Below are 16575 nucleotides of genomic sequence, written 5' to 3' on the forward strand. Positions count from 1 at the left end.
TTATTTGGGTAGATTACTTTGGAAGTCTTATACCCTTAACTGTAAATGCCTTGAGTGCATCTTCTGAATCTGGAACAACAACCTTACCCTCAATGATGAGCTGTTTAAGGTATTCAAGTTCTTTAATAGCGTTTGGAGCTAATTTTTCAATTATTTCTTTTGTGTACTTCATTTCTGACATTCTCACACCGTTTTCTTTCAAACCGAGAACTCTGGTTCCACCTTTGAATTGTCCTGTAAATGCCCATTTGACACCGTAGTATCCTGCCGTATCGATACCTTTCATCGCACTTGTAAGAACTACTCCAGGTGCCATGTAGTCTTGGTCAACGTCAACACCAATTGCATAGTAGAGTGGTTTCCCAGAAAGGGCGTATTTCTTAATGTTTTCGTAGCCCTTACCTGCAAGTTTTTCTGACCTTTCTTTAGCTGCTTCGATAACTCCGTTACCACAAGCACCAGCTGCTGCAAAGATAATGTCTGCACCTTGTGAGAACTGTGAATTTGCAAGGTCTTTACCCTTCTTTGGGTCGCTGAATTCGTTTGTGTAGCCTCTCAAAATTGTAATTTTCTTTCCTTTGAGATCTTGGTAAGCCTTTATACCTGCTTCGTAACCATATCTGAACCTTTCAACTGGAGAAATTGGAATACCACCGACAAACCCGACCTTTCCTGTCCTTGTCATAGCGGCCGCGATGTATCCAACGAGGAATGCAGATTCCTGTTCTTTGAAGAGGAAGTTGATAACGTTTGGAAGCACTTTACCCTCGAAATCAATATCAATACCGACAAAATAAACATCTGGGTACTGCTGTGCGACCTTCATAAGAGCATCTGCCATCATGAAACCAACTGCAAAAACAATACCGCCGTCCTTTTCTTTTCTGACTTCTTCCGCTGCTTTTGTAAGGTTTGGAATATAGTCTGACTGTTCTTGTGACATGATAACTTTTGCTTCCACTTTGAGTTCCTGAGCCGCTCTCTGTATACCTGCCCACGTTCCATCGTTGAATGACTTGTCACCAAGTCCACCAGTGTCAGTTACCATGATAGCTTTAAAAGAGAAACCAAGTGTTAAAACGACCCCAAGAAGCATAAATACGAAGAACTTCTTCATACTCTCTCCCTCCTTTTAAGGATAATAAGGTTTTTCTTCAACCAATAATAACCCAGAATAACCGCCAGTATTAAAGTGTATGGAATTACCCAACTGATGTAAACACTAATAGAAGGAACGCCAACTTGGATGAACACAGTTTGCGTTCTGAATAACGTGAGAACTGACACTGCAAACGAACCAACAAGAGGGACGAACGCTTCATCTCTTTTGAGCGCAATTAAGAACAAAGAAAGAGATATTAATATAACTGCCGAAAGTGAATAGTAAATCTTGTAAGTAGGCAGTATTATGTATGATTTTCTTTGTGTTGATGAGATGGTTTTTAGTAATCTGTCTCTGTGTGTTCCTTCGAACTTGGAGTCAACAAATTCACTGAGCGTTTTTCTAAAATCGTTTGAACCAACAGAGACAAATCTTCTGAAATCACTTTCGAATTCTGATATGAGCTTTTCTACTTTTTTGTATCTTTTCGTTTCAAAGTAGATAAAATCGTTCACTTCTTTTACCAACACTTTGTCCGTCATTTTGCTTAACAAACTTTTTGCGTAATAGATCCTTTTTTCAAAACCTTCCGGAGCGAAATACTCCTCCGAAAGACTGAACGTATCAACACCTACGTCGTTCAGAAGAATGTTGAACTTTTCAATGGATTCATTTACCGTAGTATTGTACTCTTTCAACCTTCTTTGTACAATACTCAAAGGTTCTTGAAGAACTTCAGAAACCAACGAGTTGTAAAATGGAGATTCACCAAAGGTTTCTGGCATTAAGAGGTCTTTTGTTGCATACGAAGGTAGAAATACCACAAGCACTGTAGCAAGGCTTATCAGGAAAAGAGTGAATTGCTTCTTAAATAGAAAGTAGAACATTGAGAAAAGTAAAGCTATAGTCATAACTATTCCGTAAATCATTCCGTCCGATGTGGATTGAATATTCAGAAACGCACCTATGTAGACTGTTTCCGAGGCTATTATCAACGCCAGTGGAATCTGAATGTTTTTAAATAAGTAGAACCAGATAAAGAATACAACAGCATACACTAACCATCTAATCCACGCTAAGTTTAATTCTTTTGGAGTTATCATAACAAACTCTCTGGCAATCTCATCTTTTATACCTGCAATATGTGTATATGTACTTCTGAATATGGTTCCACGCGTTCTTAAAATTAACATCTCTGGATCAAAATCTTTTGCCGAATTTGCCGCTTCTAAAATTATCTCTTCCAAAGTTTTTGATACTTCAGGTTTCTCTACTATCAAAGTTATCGCTTGTAGTTCTTCACCATTGTAGACGGGAGCGTATTCGTAATCTCCAATAACGTTGATTCTTAGCTTTTTCAATTCTTCTGGAACATAAACCAAGTCAATATCCGCACCGAAAAGGTAGGCAGCAAGGTCTTGGGCGTAATTGCCAAAGGCATCTACAAGACGAATCTGATAATCGTTGAAAAAGGAGTTAAAAATAGGAGAACTCTTTACAAGCTCTTTATCGAAAGAACGGTTTTTCAATTTCGCCTCCCAATAAGAAAGATACACAGAGCGCGCTAACCTTTCTTCATCAGAATTGGCACCTTCCATTGGTTTGAGCGCTTCCAAATAATCTCCTGTCTTTTTTGTAGTTTCTGTTTTCTCCGTTGAACCTACCATGTAAATCTTCAAAAACCTGTACAAAGGTAGGTCACTCTTGATGTGTGAAATAACAAACTGGTGAAAATCAGAAGAAGGCGAAAAATAACTTTTGTAAATCTCCTGAGCTTTTGTCATGTCCAAGCCAAAAACCAGCGAGGAAAAAACCAAAACCAAAAAAGTGGTTATAAGTAAGTAGGAAAACTTATGTAGTCGCTCTGAATGCTTTGCTACGTGCACTTCTTTACACCTTCCTTTTCACAAGCTTTTTCATATTTATCATTAATTTCGAAATTTGAATGCCGCTTGTTGATTATATTATATCACACTAACCCTTAGCAAATACAATAATATTCAAAAAAGAAGGAAAATTTTGTATTTCTATTCTTATAATTTCCTTTTTTCCAACTCTGACCAGGTTTTAACCTCGAGCAAGGTAAATTAACACATTTGAAATAAAAGGGGGGCTTCCGCCCCCTCAACGAAATCCGAACGTGATTTAACCCCAAGTTACTCTTCAACAGTGATAGCAGCCGTTGGACAGCTGTCAGCAGCATCTTTTGCGCAGGAAAGGTCTGTTTCTGGCTGCAAAACCTTTGCCTTCATGTCATCGCCAAGTTTGAATACATCTGGACAAAGGTTTTCACATACTCCGCAACCAATGCATGTTGCTTCATCTACTCTTACCTTCATACCTTAGCACCTCCTCTTCGACGTCATTATTGATTATATCACATTTTTTTAGTTTTTCAACAGACTCTAATCTATCACTCTCTACTGTTCGTACCTTATTATGAATAAGCTTTTCCAACACTTTTTTGAAGTTCGTTCTCCACAGTTTTCAATAGCAATTCAAAATCTTTTTCATTTCTCATTTTTTCTTCAACAACTTTAACGGAATTTATCACCGACGGATGTGTCTTGTTAAATATCTCGCCAACTTTCCTTGTTGATAAACCGTATTTTTTTACCATAAAGTACATACACACCTGTCGTGCTAAAGAAGTATTTCTGTCCCTTGAACCCGAAAGAATACCATCTTTCGTTGTTTTAAACATCTTAGCGATAATTTCTATGATATCTCCATCTGAGCTTGTATTGACATCACCAGTAAGTACGTCTCGCAGTATAGATTTCACAATTGAAATGTCTAACTCTCCATACATGCTCTTGTAAGCAATTAACTTTATCACAGCACCTTTTAGAATTCTTATACTTCCCCTAATGTGCGTAGCAACGTATCGCAACACTGCATCATCGATATCTGCCTTTTCGTCATCAACAACTTTTCTTGCTATTTTGTACATAGCTTCTTGGGAAGGAGTCTTGATTTGCGCAACAACGCCCATTTGGAACCTTGAAATGACCCTATCTTGGAAATCTTTAAGTTCTTTTGGAGACCTGTCAGAGCATACGATAATTTGTTTTCCTGCTTCGTAAAGTGCATTGAAAGTATGGAAAAGTTCTATCTGAACACCCTTTTTGCCTGCCAAAAACTGGATATCGTCAATTACAAGCACATCGATTTTCTTTCTATACCTTTCTCGGAATTCCTCCATATTACCGGACTTGAGCTTTGTGATGAGCTCATTCATAAAACTCTCACTAGTTAAGTATGCAAACCTCAGGTCGGGGTTTTGAGATAGGAGATAATTGCCATAAGCTTGAACAAGATGAGTCTTTCCCATTCCGGCCTCACTATAGATAAATATCGGATTGTAAGTGCCAGGTTTTTTCGCTGCTTCAAGAAGTAAGTTGTAAACAAATCGGTTGAACTCGTCTACAACAAAATTGTCAAATCTGTACTTAGGATTTAGTGGGGTTATTAAAACAGGCTTTTTCCTGACTAATGCAACATTGTCTGGAACTTCATCTTCAAAGTTGTCAGGATTGACAACTTGAGCGTAAACAATTTCGTAAGTTGCTCCTTGCCCGACGACCTCACCAATAGCTTTTTTGATAACCTTATCAAACTTCTTCTCGATATAACCTTTAAGAAAGAGGTTACCCACTTCGAATACAACGTGGGTTCCCTCTACACGTTTGACATAGAAGTCTATAAACCAGTGTTCCCATTGTTGGCGGCTGACCTTCTCCTTAAGTGCGGATAAAATCTTTTCCTTGATTTCTACATTATCCATAAGTACACCTCGAGACGTGCAATTATAAGGAAAATGTTTATAAAAGTTATAAAGTAACAAGGCAGGGGCGGGGGTAAGATTACTGTGCATTGAGTATTATCTCATAAGTCTATGTTAAAAATCAAGACAAACTTTATGTTAACTCATGAATGATATTTTACCCACAAGAAATGGTATATGACGTTTTGTTTCGAAATTGTTTACTGTAAAGAATCAATTAAGAAACGTTAAGTAGTCACTCACTGCAGACTTTGAAAATTGCTACTATCCACTCCAAAACAGTGCTCATTCTTCAATCATAATTAATCCTCATCGATACTTGTTTATGCTTTTGTATGCTTCAGTATGCTCTTTTTTACCAGACTTCATAACAAACACACTTTGTTTTATAATACCAACAGGGGTGGGTGGTATGACAAGGAGCAAGAAGAAAATCTTTATATCGTTTGATTACGAAGGACTTGCTGGTGTAACTAGTTGGAATGACGTTGAGAAGAGAAGTAATGAATACAAAAGGTATGAGATGTTGAGACAGCTGAAAGCGTTTTTAAAAGGATTAGAAGGGTGCGAAGTAACGCTCGTAGATTCGCATGCTGCAGGTGATAACATCCCTTGGGAGATTACCGAGGAATTTCCATACGTAACATTGGTAAGTGGTGGCATTAGGCAATACTATATGATGTACGGTATAGACGAATCCTTTGATTTTGCTGTCTTTTTCGGTTACCATGCAGGTATTGGCACCATTCATGCAAACATGGACCATACATACTCAAGTTCTTCAATACACAATATTTGGATAAACGGTATGGAGATGAACGAAGCACTTATCAACGCAGCTTTTGCTGGTTTGTTCAGTGTTCCTCTTGGATGTCTAATTGGAGATGACAAAGTTATTGCCCAAACTTCTAAAATTCTACCAAAGGTTCTTACTGTGGAGACCAAAAAGTCTATCGGAAGGCACAGCGCTATTATGAAACCAATGAGGATTTTGCTCAATGAACTGGAACAATGCGCTAACAAGCTTTCAACAAAATCCAGAAAAGATTTCGAGATTTTCAGATTCTCATCGCCTGTTGAAATGGTTGTGGAATTCAGTGATACACTTAGAGCTGACCTTGTCTCTTCCATGCCCCTCGTCGAGAGAATAGATGGAAGGAAAGTTCAGATTAAGCACGATGACTACAAGGTCATCTTTGAAGCATTGTTAGCTATGACATATATCTGTGCAGCTGCAAGGATATTAGTTTAAATTTAAAAAAATCTAAGAACAAGCCCTGTGGAGGTGTTGACGATGATAAGAACTCTTTCCGAAATCATCGAGATGGCGAAGGGTAAGGGGAAAGTTATCGCTATTGCTGGAGCAGAGGATAAAGAAGCCATAAAAGCGGTTGTCGAAGCAAAGGAATTAGGCGTCTCTGCTATTCTTTTTGGAAAGAAAGAAATAATTGAAGAGAATTTGAAAGAACTCAACGCCGATTTTCCCATTGTTGACTGCCGTTCTGAAGAAGAGGCATCCAAAGGTGCAGTGAGAGCAGTTGTCGAAGGAAAAGCACACATAGTGATGAAAGGACTTGTAAAAACTTCCACATTACTAAAAGCCGTCTTAGACAAAGAGGAAGGGCTCAGAACAGAGAGATTGCTTTCACACGTTGCGGTTGTTGAGGTTCCTGGTGTGAACCGTTTGATTTTCATCACAGATGGTGGTATGGTAATTAGACCTACTTTGGAACAGAAGGTGCAAATTATAGAAAACGCAGTTGCTGTTGCCAGAAAACTTGGTTACGAGATGCCTAAAGTTGCACTCATAGCTGCCGTTGAAACAGTAAATCCAGATATGCCAGAGACAATGGAAGCTGCTATTATAGCCAAGATGAACGAGCGTGGTCAGATAAAGAATTGTAAGATAGACGGACCACTTGGAATAGATAACGCTCTGAGCGTTTATGCAGCAGAAGTCAAAGGCGTCAAGGGGGATGTCGCAGGTCATGCTGATATACTAGTTGTTCCAGACATTCATAGTGGAAATTTCCTTGGCAAGTCTGCTGTATACTTTGCAAATGGAAAAATTGCTGGTATCATAGCTGGAGCAAAGGCACCAGTTATCGTCATATCACGTGCAGATACAAGCGAGTCGAAATTCGCATCTATCGCTTTGGCAATCGCACTTTCTTAAATCTAAAATTCCATATCCGTAGTTGGAGGTGTGCACATGAAGAAACTAGCAGTTGTGGCTATTGGTGGAAACGCAGTTAACAGACCTGGTGAAGAAGCAACAGCAGAAAACATGATGAAAAACCTTTCCGAAACCGCCAAATTTTTGGTTTCTATGCTCGATGATTACGACATAGTTATAACTCATGGAAACGGACCACAAGTAGGTAATCTTTTAGTCCAACAAGAATTAGCAAAGCACGTTATACCACCGTTCCCTATTGACGTTAACGATGCACAAACTCAAGGTAGTCTTGGTTACATGATAGCATTAACTCTTGGAAATGAGCTAAGGAAAAGGAATATACAAAGAGAAATCGCAGCCGTCGTCACACAAATTATCGTTGATAAGAATGACCCTGGCTTCCAAAAACCTTCAAAACCAGTTGGTCCATTTTATTCAAAGGAAGAGGCAGAGAAACTACAACAGGAAAAAGGTTGGATAATGAAAGAAGATGCTGGACGAGGTTGGAGACGTGTTGTTCCTTCTCCAATCCCACTAGACATAGTTGAAAAGAACGTCATAAAGACATTGGTTGAAAAAGACATGATAGTCATAGCTGCTGGTGGGGGCGGAATACCTGTCATACAAGAAAACGGAACACTGAAAGGGGTTGAAGCAGTCATCGATAAAGATAGAGCAAGCGCTTTGCTTGCTAAAGAAATTGATGCAGATATACTCATAATTCTTACCGGAGTTGAAAAAGTCTACATCAACTACAACAAGCCGGATCAAAAAGCTCTGGACCACCTTACAGTCGAAGAAGCGAAAAAGTACCTTGCCGAAGGTCAATTCCCATCAGGTAGCATGGGACCAAAAATCGAAGCAGCAATTGATTTCGTAACCTCAACTGGAAGAGAATGTTTGATTACCGATATGGCAGTTCTCGATAAGGCATTAAAAGGACTTACTGGAACAAGAATAACTCTTTGAAAAGGGTAGTGCATCACTCTTACCATATACGTCAATAACAAACAGGGGGAGTCCCCCTGTTTGTTTTATTTAATAAATGTTAAATTTTACTATACTTAAGTATATATTCGCAAAAATTCCAAAAGTCGCTTAAATAAAGGTTTTTTTAACTGTTGATTTTTTTGGAAAAAATTGCAAAATTTACACATTTTGTTCTACAATGTAAGTAGTCTTTTTCTAAACTAGCGGAGCGGAGTGAAGCATGAATAGGATTTATAGTGAACGACACATCCCGGTACTGTTGAAGGAAGTTGTAGACAGCTTGGTATGGAAGCCGGACGGGGTGTATGTGGATTGTACGGTAGGAGAAGGAGGACACACCAAGGCGATAGCGGAGCGGATATTGGAAACGGGTGGCAGGGTTATAGGAATAGATGTTGACAGCGAGGTTTTACAGATAGCGGAGCGAAACTTGGAAGCCTACCCCAATGTTCAGCTCTTCAAATTCTCCTACGTAGATTTACCCGTCTTGGTTAACCTGTTACAAGTCCATAAAGTTGATGGACTACTTGTTGATTTAGGAGTCTCTACCTACCAATTAAAAGGAGAAGGTAGAGGGTTTTCGTTTAATCAGGACGAACCCCTCGATATGCGAATGAACCTCGAAAGTGAATTAACCGCCCACCATGTTGTTAATACCTACCCCGAGGATAGATTAGCCGATATTATCTACAATTACGGTGAAGAACGCTTCGCCAGAAAAATTGCCCATTCTATTGTTCAAAATAGACCAATAAATACAACTCGAGAGTTGGTTGAAGCCATCCGAAAAGCTCTACCTTACAAAGAAATTCACAACCGAAAAAGGCATTTTGCAACTAAAACGTTCCAAGCAATACGGATAGAAGTAAATAAGGAGCTTGAAAACTTGGCGAAATTCCTTTCATTCGCGCCTGATTTGTTAACACCCGGAGGTAGAATTGCTATAATTTCGTTCCATTCACTGGAAGATAGATTAGTAAAGCACACATTTAAAAACGACCCGAGACTAGAACCTTTAGGCGATTTTATAGCACCAAGCATGGAAGAGATAGCGGAGAACCCAAGGTCGAGGAGTGCAAAGTTAAGGGTAGCTAGGAGAGTATGAGTTTCTTACTGTTAGACCACAAATAACTTAATTCAACTAAAAGCGGAGAAAGTTAGTATTTTTCTGGAAGGTTAGGCTTTTGATTTTTCTTTTACTTTTTACATTTTCCAAATGTTCGATGCTTCACTAAGCGGAGCAGAGGAAAGCCGTAATATATGGGCTTATGTTTTCGTTTCCGTTAGTAAGTTCTTAATTTCAGTTTTTTTCATAACTTAGCGGAGCGAAGGGGGATAGAGTATGACACTCGTAAGAAGCAAGCGAAGAGAAGTCGCACTTGAAGGTTTACAAGAGCAGCATAAGACCTTCTTTCGTGTGTTGAAGTACATCTTTGCATTTTCTTTGTTCACAGGTCTGATTCTCGGTGCGTATCAACTTAACTTGAGAACAGCGGAGATGTTAAGGCAAGTTGAGATGTATAGAGAGGGTTTATCGAATTTAAGACAACACAACGAAGTTTTAGATGTTCAAATAGTGAAATTGGTATTAGGACGTGATGTAATCAATTGAGCAGAGGTAGATACCGCTATAGACTAGTATTATTATTTGTCTCGGTCTTGATAATTATTTTGCTTGTAAAGGTTTATACAAATATATATACTAACCGGTACGCGGTTAAAAGTTATATTCCTGCACTGCGTGGTAATATTTACGATTCTCGCGGGCGTTTGCTCGCTACAAGTGAGATTGTTTACGGTGTTTATTTGGATTTGAATTACTTGCGAAGTTTTGCAGGCAACGCATTCAAAAAATCGCCAGATTTTCTGAGACTGTTAAACGCTTTTGGAGTGTCTGAACAATTAAATGAACTCGATAAAAAAAATATTCTCCGACTCGGTATTGTTAGTAGCAGGCAGGAAGCAATAAGAAAGATTCCAACTCAATTTTTGAAATTTGTTGCGATTGTTCCAGAGGAACGCCGTATTTCCTTATCAGATTTTGGTCTCTCTGCAATCGTTGGTAAAACGGATCAAAGACACGGAATCAGTGGTGTGGAAGCTTATTTCGATAAAATACTGAGACCTGTCAGAGATGGCGTTGTCTCAGTAACTTATTCAGGAGTAATTGGCAGACCTTTGAACTATGTGAAAATAGAGCCTGAAAACGGAAAAAATGTCAGGATTACGATAGATAGTGAACTTCAAAGGCAACTTTACTTGTTGGCACGGGATTACAAGGAGAAAAAGCAGGCAACAGAAGTCGGAGTTCTGGTAATGGAAAGTAATACTGGGAAAGTAAGAGCTGCATTAACCACCCAGAGTTGGCCCACCTATTATATGGGATATATAGAACCCGGTTCCACAATAAAGCCTATTATATTCTCAGCAGCATTAGAGCTAGGACTTGTCACACCAAACACTCATTATTACTGTCCTGGTTATGTGAAACCTATCGAGGGTTTGAATTTAACAATCAAGGACCTTGAAGTCCATAAGGACATCAATCTTTACGATGGATTAGTTCATTCCTGCAACGTCGTTTCTGTTCTCACAACAAAGCAAATCGTTGATTCTTTTGGGGTCGAAAAGCTTTATGAAATTTTCCAGGCTTTTGGTTTGGGTAGGGAGACAGGCATAGAATTACAAGGGGAGATACCAGGAAAACTTAACACTCCAGATAAATGGTACAAAGCTGATTGGGCGTTTATGAGTATTGGACAATCAATAGGCGTCACACCTATCCAGTTACTAGTAGCTTTTAATACTATAGTTAACGACGGAATTTACGTCGCACCTACTATCGATGAGGAAAAAAAAGTGACAAAGAAACAAGTCATATCAAAATCAACCGCTGACATTGTAAAACAAATGCTCGAAGATGTCGTGGAAAGAGGAACAGGTATAAATGCAAAAATAGATGGCGTAAAAATACTAGGAAAGACTGGTACAGCGCAAAAAAACCAGAAAAAGGATGTCACAGCAGTTTTCGTAGGGCAAGCTATCTTAGACAAGCCTTACACTATAATGGTCTGGGTTGATTCTCCTCAGACGGAAAAGCTAAGTAGTATCGTTGCTGCGCCGTTCTTTAAGGAAGTTGTTTTGAAATTAAAGCAATACCAGGATGATTTGATGAACCCAAGGAATCAATCCTATACAACTCTTCCTGACATCACAGGTTGGAATATCTCGCAACTTAAAGAACTTACTGAAGCAACAGGTATCGTGTTAAAATTAAACGGTACAGGTTTATATGTGGAGAAATACGCAACATCCACAACACTCAACGCAACAAACGTAACTATTGTAGAAGTCTGGCTAACGAATAGCCCGATAAGTTTGAAGAATATCGTTCAATAAGCTTATTTCTTTACACAGATGTAACTCATTGTTCACTACAGAACAGAAAACTTTGGTAAAATAGACGGTGTCCTAAAATAAGTATTTGCCGTAGATTGCAGGTCAAATAAAGCCCCAAACAAACTAGGGCGCCTGCAGGAGGCACGGAAGGGATACGAAAAGCACCTGTTCAGCGGATTATCGTTTCCGTATTGGTGCTGTTTTCCCTCCGCTGTGCCTCGTAAAGAGGCATTTTTTATTTGATATGGGAGGTGACGACGTGCTTAAGAGACCACAGAAGGAGCAACTTGTTAACGAGTTAACAGAAACTTTTAAGAATTCATCATTGGTACTTTTCGCAGACTTTACCGGGCTTACAGTTGCACAGATGACAAAACTTAGAAGAGCCTTAAGAGAAAAACTTGGCAGCGACGCAAGATTTACGGTCGTTAAGAACACTCTCTTAAGAATGGCTCTCAAAAATGCAGAGTATGACCTTGAAGGTCATGATAACGTTCTTTTTGGACCAACCGCTGTTCTGTATGTGAACGCAAAGGCAGACCCTGTTGAAGCTATCAAGATATTCCACAACTTCGTGAAAGAGAACAAAGGGACGCCTGTTTGCAAAGGTTTGTATTTGGAAAGAAAATTCTTTGCAGGCGACCAACTCGAAAACTTGTCCAAGCTTCCATCAAGAGAGCAACTACTTGCGATGGTTGTTGGTGGTATCCAAGCACCTATTCGTGGTCTTGTCAACTCTCTCGCAGGTGTGCTTAGAAGCGTATTGTATGCTCTTAACGCTATTAAGGAACAAAAAGAAAAACAGTAATTTCAAACGTTAAGTGTTAGTTGGTTAAGCCCAAAAAACTTAAGGCAAACTTATCAGGAGGTGTATATTATGACATTGGAAGAACTCGTAAAAGCTATTGAGTCATTAACGGTGGCAGAACTTGCAGAACTTGTTAAGATGCTCGAAGAAAGATTTGGTGTTAGCGCAGCAGCTCCAGTTATGGCAGCAATGCCAGTTGCAGCGGCAGCGGCAGCTCCAGCAGCGGCAGCAGAAGAAAAAGACACATTCGATGTTCTCCTCAAGAGCTTCGGTCAGAAGAAAGTTGAAGTCATCAAAGTTGTTAGAGAAATCACAGGCCTCGGACTCAAAGAAGCAAAAGACCTTGTTGAAAAAGCTGGCGCACCAGATGCATTCATTAAACAAGGAGTTAAGAAAGAAGAAGCGGAAGAAATCAAGAAAAAGATCGCAGAAGTCGGCGGAGAAGTTGAAATTAAGTAACATATTTTTCAAAACAAAGAATATTGTGTATCAAACCCCGCACAGTACTACACAGTGCGGGGTTTTTATGGTTTAATATATAATTGCGGTATTATTGTCTACCATGACCCGAATGATGAAAATAAACATGCATGAACATTATAAAAAACTCCCTAGAGTTCCAGCAATGGACAGGTTCGATGGAACCCTACGTTTTTTATTTATATACCCAGTTCTTTAACCCCTCACAGTGCGTAATTTCCAACCATTCTGTATCGACACTTTAGGAAGAGGTGATCAGATTGAAAACTTATCAAGTGGGCAAGAGGATAAGGTACTCCTTCGGAAAGGTTGATGAAATTCTCAACGTCCCAGACCTCGTAGAAATCCAGCATAAATCCTTCAAGGAGTTATTGGATCACGGTATTTTACGTATCCTCAAGAAGTTCAGCCCCATAACTTCAGTAAAGACCGAGGGTAGAAGAGACAAAGGTTTCAGCCTCGAATTTGTTGGATTTCGTGTAGGTGAACCTCTGCACTCGGTCGAAGAGTGTAAACAGCGTCTTCTCACGTATGTCGCACCGTTTTACGCAACGGTTAGAGTTACCGATTTGTCAACCGGAGAAATGCGCGAAGAAGAAGTAAGTCTTGGCAATTATCCTATCATGACTGAAAATCAAACGTTCGTGATAAACGGTGTTGAAAGAGTTGTCGTCAGTCAGCTTGTAAGAAGCCCAGGAGTCTATTTTGTCGAAGAACCAACCAAAAACATAGGAGCAAAACCAATATATGTAGCACACTTCCTACCAGTGAGAGGTGTGTGGCTTGAAGTATTGCTCAATCTCAACGATGAAACTTTGTATGCAAGAATCGATAGAAGGAAAAAGCTGAACCTTTTCTTGGTTTTAAAAACCCTTGGTTATCAAAACGATATCGATATCCTTTCTCTATTCCCAACTTACATAGATGTCGAAGATGATTATGCTTTGAAGCAAGCAGAAGGGGTAATAATTCTCGAGAAGGTTGTCTCAAAATCTGGAGAAGTCCTCGCTGAAAAAGGTTCAACACTAACGCCCACACTTGCTGAGATATTTAGAGAACATGGAATTGACAAGATAAAAGTTGCAAATAAGTACATATATAAGACCTACCTGAAACTTAAGGAAAGGCTGAAAATGCCTCTTGAAGAGAATATCAGTGAGCTTAGGGCTTACATGGAGATATACAAAGAACTGCGCCCTGGTGAGGTGTTTAGATACAACGCAGCAAAATCCTTCTGGAATAACCTTTACTTTAATCCTGAACGATTTGAGCTTACCGAAGTCGGTAGGTACAAAATGAACAAGAAATTAACAAACACATACAGAAAATACCTTGTTGAAATAGAAGGAAGAAATCCAAAGAGCGTTGAGAACGTTGAGTACACAGAGACTTCAAACGCTCTTACACCAATGGATATAATCTTGGTTGTCAGGATGTTGCTTGAAGTTGAAAAACATCCGGAAACCCTAGATACAAAAGACCACCTTTCAAATAAGCGGGTCAAAACAGTTGGTGAATTGATAGGTTCAGAGTTTGAAAGGGCGTTCTCGAAATCTGTCCATCAGATTCAAGAAAAACTCGCAACATATACAAGCTTAGATAAGATATCCATTCCAAGTTTGATTAACTTGAGAAACGTTGTTGCATCGCTTAATAGTTTCTTTGCAACGAACCCACTTTCACAATTTATGGACCAGGTTAACCCAATTGCTGAATTAACACACAAACGTAGGCTCACAGCAGTCGGACCTGGCGGACTGAAGAGAGAAAGGGCAAGGTTCGAAGTTCGTGACGTTCACCACTCTCACTATGGAAGAATGTGTCCAATTGAAACACCAGAAGGTGGTAACATAGGTCTTATCACCTCACTCGCTGTTTATGCCACAATCGATAAATTCGGTTTTCTTGTAACTCCATACAGAAAGGTTGTCAACGGTAGAATCACTGACGAAATTGTTTACCTTGCTGCAGATGAAGAAGAAAACTACAGAATTGCATCATCAACTATACCAAGAGATGAAAATGGTAACATATTGCAAGAAAAAGTCCCGGTTAGATATCTTGAAAAAGTAGTCTACGTGCACAAAAACGAAGTTGACTTCGTTGATATATCACCAAAACAAATCGTCAGTGTTACAACATCACTGATACCATTCCTCGAACATGACGACGCTAACCGTGCTTTGATGGGTTCTAACATGCAAAGGCAAGCAGTTCCAATTATCAAATCCGAAGCTCCACTTGTTGGAACTGGTATGGAATACCCGGCTGCTATCTATTCTGGACATGTCGTATTGGCAAAACACGATGGAATCGTCAAAAAGGTCGATGCCAGAAAAATAGTTATCCACAGAACAGACGAAAATGGCAATCCACTTCACGATAAGAAAGGAAATCCAATACTTGATGAGTATACTCTTTTGAAATACGTTAGGTCAAACCAAGATACATGTATCAATCAGAAGCCCATTGTTAATGTTGGAGATTTTGTAAAGAAAGGGACACCAATAGCTGATGGTCCAGCAACAGATAACGGAGAACTTGCACTCGGTAAGAATGTGCTCGTTGCGTTCCTTCCATGGGAAGGTTACAACTTCGAAGACGCTATACTGGTAAGCGAAGAACTACTCGAAGAAGAAACATTCACGTCTGTACACATCGAAGTCTATGAAACAACAGCAAGAGAAACAAGAGTTGGTCCAGAAGAAATCACTGCGGAAATACCAAATGTCTCTAAGGAAAACTTGAGAAATCTCGATGAAAACGGAATTATCCGAATAGGTGCTTACGTTGGTAAACAAAAATACTTTACCTCGCAAGATATCCTTGTTGGTAAGGTAACACCAAAAGGTGAAAGTGATGCAACACCGGAAGAGAAAATCATGAGATCCGTCTTTGGAGAAAAAGGTAAAGACGTCAAAGATTCTTCGCTCAGAGTCCCACACGGTGTTGAAGGTAGAGTCATCGGTGTGCACGTATTCCACAAAGAAGAAGTCGGAGACCTCGGTCCTGGTGTGAACACACTTGTTCGAGTCTATCTGGCAACAAGAAAACCACTTGAAGTTGGTGACAAACTAGCAGGTAGGCACGGTAACAAAGGTGTCGTTTCAATGATTCTTCCAAAAGAAGATATGCCGTTCCTACCAGACGGAACGCCGGTCCAAGTAGTCCTTAGCCCATTGGGTGTTCCATCACGTATGAACATTGGTCAAGTGCTCGAAACCTCTCTTGGTTGGCTTGCAAAATTGACGAATAGACACTTTGCCACACCTGTTTTCGATGGCGCTAAGGAAGACGAAATATTGCCAGAACTTTACAAAGTCCGAGAAAAACTTAATTTGCACCATGGAGATGACCCAGAAAATCCATCAGGTAAGGTTATTCTCAGAGATGGAAGAACAGGTAAGGAATTCGATTCACCGGTGCTCGTTGGTTACATGTACATCATGAAACTCATCCACATTGCAAGAGACAAAATTCACGCAAGGGCGACAGGACCTTACTCACTGATACACCAGCAACCACTCGGAGGTAAAGCGCAGTTTGGTGGACAAAGGTTCGGTGAAATGGAAGTCTGGGCACTTGAAGCATACGGTGCTTCCTATACATTGAACGAAATGCTTACGGTAAAAAGTGACGATATCAAAGGTAGGACCGAAGTTTACAAAGCTATCATGAAAGGTAAGAACTTACCAGAACCAGGTTTACCAGAGAGCTTCAAGGTCCTTGTTAGAGAGTTGAAAGGTCTCGCACTTGATGTTCGTGTTTACGACGAGCACGGTAATGAAATAGATATCGAAAAACTGTAAGGTTTGGTAAGTTTTATAAGT

13 protein-coding genes are annotated in these 16575 nt (G+C 39.7%); 9 read left to right on the forward strand and 4 right to left on the reverse strand.

Annotation, left to right across the window (positions count from 1 at the left end; translation table 11 throughout):
• Positions 1 to 13: 13 nt before the first annotated feature.
• The 4 genes from AC3M61_RS05050 to dnaA form a co-directional block, all read right to left on the reverse strand.
• Positions 14 to 1117: a BMP family lipoprotein gene (locus AC3M61_RS05050; RefSeq protein WP_500779798.1), complete on the reverse strand. Its 1104-nt coding sequence runs from the start codon at positions 1115 to 1117 to the stop codon at positions 14 to 16.
• Complete coding sequence (locus tag AC3M61_RS05055; protein WP_500779799.1) at positions 1114 to 2988, reverse strand: hypothetical protein; 1875 nt, start codon at positions 2986 to 2988, stop codon at positions 1114 to 1116. Before AC3M61_RS05055 ends, AC3M61_RS05050 begins: the two co-directional genes overlap by 4 nt.
• A gap of 270 nt (positions 2989 to 3258) precedes the next feature.
• Positions 3259 to 3441, reverse strand: coding sequence for a ferredoxin (locus AC3M61_RS05060; RefSeq protein WP_014450637.1), 183 nt, complete (start codon positions 3439 to 3441; stop codon positions 3259 to 3261).
• A 98-nt stretch (positions 3442 to 3539) separates the two neighbouring features.
• A complete protein-coding gene (gene dnaA / locus AC3M61_RS05065; protein WP_500780017.1) occupies positions 3540 to 4874 on the reverse strand; it encodes a chromosomal replication initiator protein DnaA in 1335 nt (444 codons plus the stop codon).
• A gap of 427 nt (positions 4875 to 5301) precedes the next feature.
• Here dnaA and AC3M61_RS05070 point away from each other — a divergent pair, with 427 nt between their 5' ends.
• From AC3M61_RS05070 to rpoB, 9 genes are all read left to right on the forward strand, one after another.
• Complete coding sequence (locus tag AC3M61_RS05070) at positions 5302 to 6141, forward strand: M55 family metallopeptidase (RefSeq protein WP_500779800.1); 840 nt, start codon at positions 5302 to 5304, stop codon at positions 6139 to 6141.
• Between the two features lie 42 nt (positions 6142 to 6183).
• A complete protein-coding gene (locus AC3M61_RS05075) occupies positions 6184 to 7065 on the forward strand; it encodes a bifunctional enoyl-CoA hydratase/phosphate acetyltransferase (RefSeq protein ID WP_500779801.1) in 882 nt (293 codons plus the stop codon).
• 36 nt (positions 7066 to 7101) lie between these two features.
• Positions 7102 to 8037, forward strand: coding sequence for a carbamate kinase (gene arcC, locus AC3M61_RS05080; protein WP_500779802.1), 936 nt, complete (start codon positions 7102 to 7104; stop codon positions 8035 to 8037).
• A 241-nt stretch (positions 8038 to 8278) separates the two neighbouring features.
• Entirely contained in the window at positions 8279 to 9163 is an 885-nt protein-coding gene (rsmH, locus tag AC3M61_RS05085; RefSeq protein ID WP_500779803.1) for a 16S rRNA (cytosine(1402)-N(4))-methyltransferase RsmH, read from the forward strand.
• Between the two features lie 237 nt (positions 9164 to 9400).
• Complete coding sequence (locus tag AC3M61_RS05090; protein WP_500779804.1) at positions 9401 to 9670, forward strand: hypothetical protein; 270 nt, start codon at positions 9401 to 9403, stop codon at positions 9668 to 9670.
• On the forward strand, positions 9667 to 11457 hold the full coding sequence (locus tag AC3M61_RS05095; RefSeq protein WP_500779805.1) for a penicillin-binding transpeptidase domain-containing protein: 1791 nt from the start codon (positions 9667 to 9669) through the stop codon (positions 11455 to 11457). The genes AC3M61_RS05090 and AC3M61_RS05095 overlap by 4 nt, the downstream gene beginning before the upstream one ends.
• 259 nt (positions 11458 to 11716) lie before the next feature.
• Positions 11717 to 12265: a 50S ribosomal protein L10 gene (gene rplJ, locus AC3M61_RS05100; protein ID WP_500779806.1), complete on the forward strand. Its 549-nt coding sequence runs from the start codon at positions 11717 to 11719 to the stop codon at positions 12263 to 12265.
• A 69-nt stretch (positions 12266 to 12334) separates the two neighbouring features.
• Positions 12335 to 12724, forward strand: coding sequence for a 50S ribosomal protein L7/L12 (gene rplL, locus AC3M61_RS05105; RefSeq protein WP_014452530.1), 390 nt, complete (start codon positions 12335 to 12337; stop codon positions 12722 to 12724).
• Between the two features lie 281 nt (positions 12725 to 13005).
• A complete protein-coding gene (rpoB, locus tag AC3M61_RS05110) occupies positions 13006 to 16554 on the forward strand; it encodes a DNA-directed RNA polymerase subunit beta (RefSeq protein ID WP_500779807.1) in 3549 nt (1182 codons plus the stop codon).
• The last annotated feature ends 21 nt before the right edge of the window (positions 16555 to 16575 follow it).

This window comes from Fervidobacterium sp., assembly GCF_059913585.1.

Coding starts and splice junctions, on each gene's coding strand:
- AC3M61_RS05050 (WP_500779798.1), bottom strand. CDS start 1,117: ATGAAGAAGTTCTTCGTATTTATGCTTCTTGGGGTCGTTTTAACACTT.
- AC3M61_RS05060 (WP_014450637.1), bottom strand. CDS start 3,441: ATGAAGGTAAGAGTAGATGAAGCAACATGCATTGGTTGCGGAGTATGT.
- AC3M61_RS05070 (WP_500779800.1), top strand. CDS start 5,302: ATGACAAGGAGCAAGAAGAAAATCTTTATATCGTTTGATTACGAAGGA.
- AC3M61_RS05075 (WP_500779801.1), top strand. CDS start 6,184: ATGATAAGAACTCTTTCCGAAATCATCGAGATGGCGAAGGGTAAGGGG.
- arcC (WP_500779802.1), top strand. CDS start 7,102: ATGAAGAAACTAGCAGTTGTGGCTATTGGTGGAAACGCAGTTAACAGA.
- rsmH (WP_500779803.1), top strand. CDS start 8,279: ATGAATAGGATTTATAGTGAACGACACATCCCGGTACTGTTGAAGGAA.
- AC3M61_RS05090 (WP_500779804.1), top strand. CDS start 9,401: ATGACACTCGTAAGAAGCAAGCGAAGAGAAGTCGCACTTGAAGGTTTA.
- rplL (WP_014452530.1), top strand. CDS start 12,335: ATGACATTGGAAGAACTCGTAAAAGCTATTGAGTCATTAACGGTGGCA.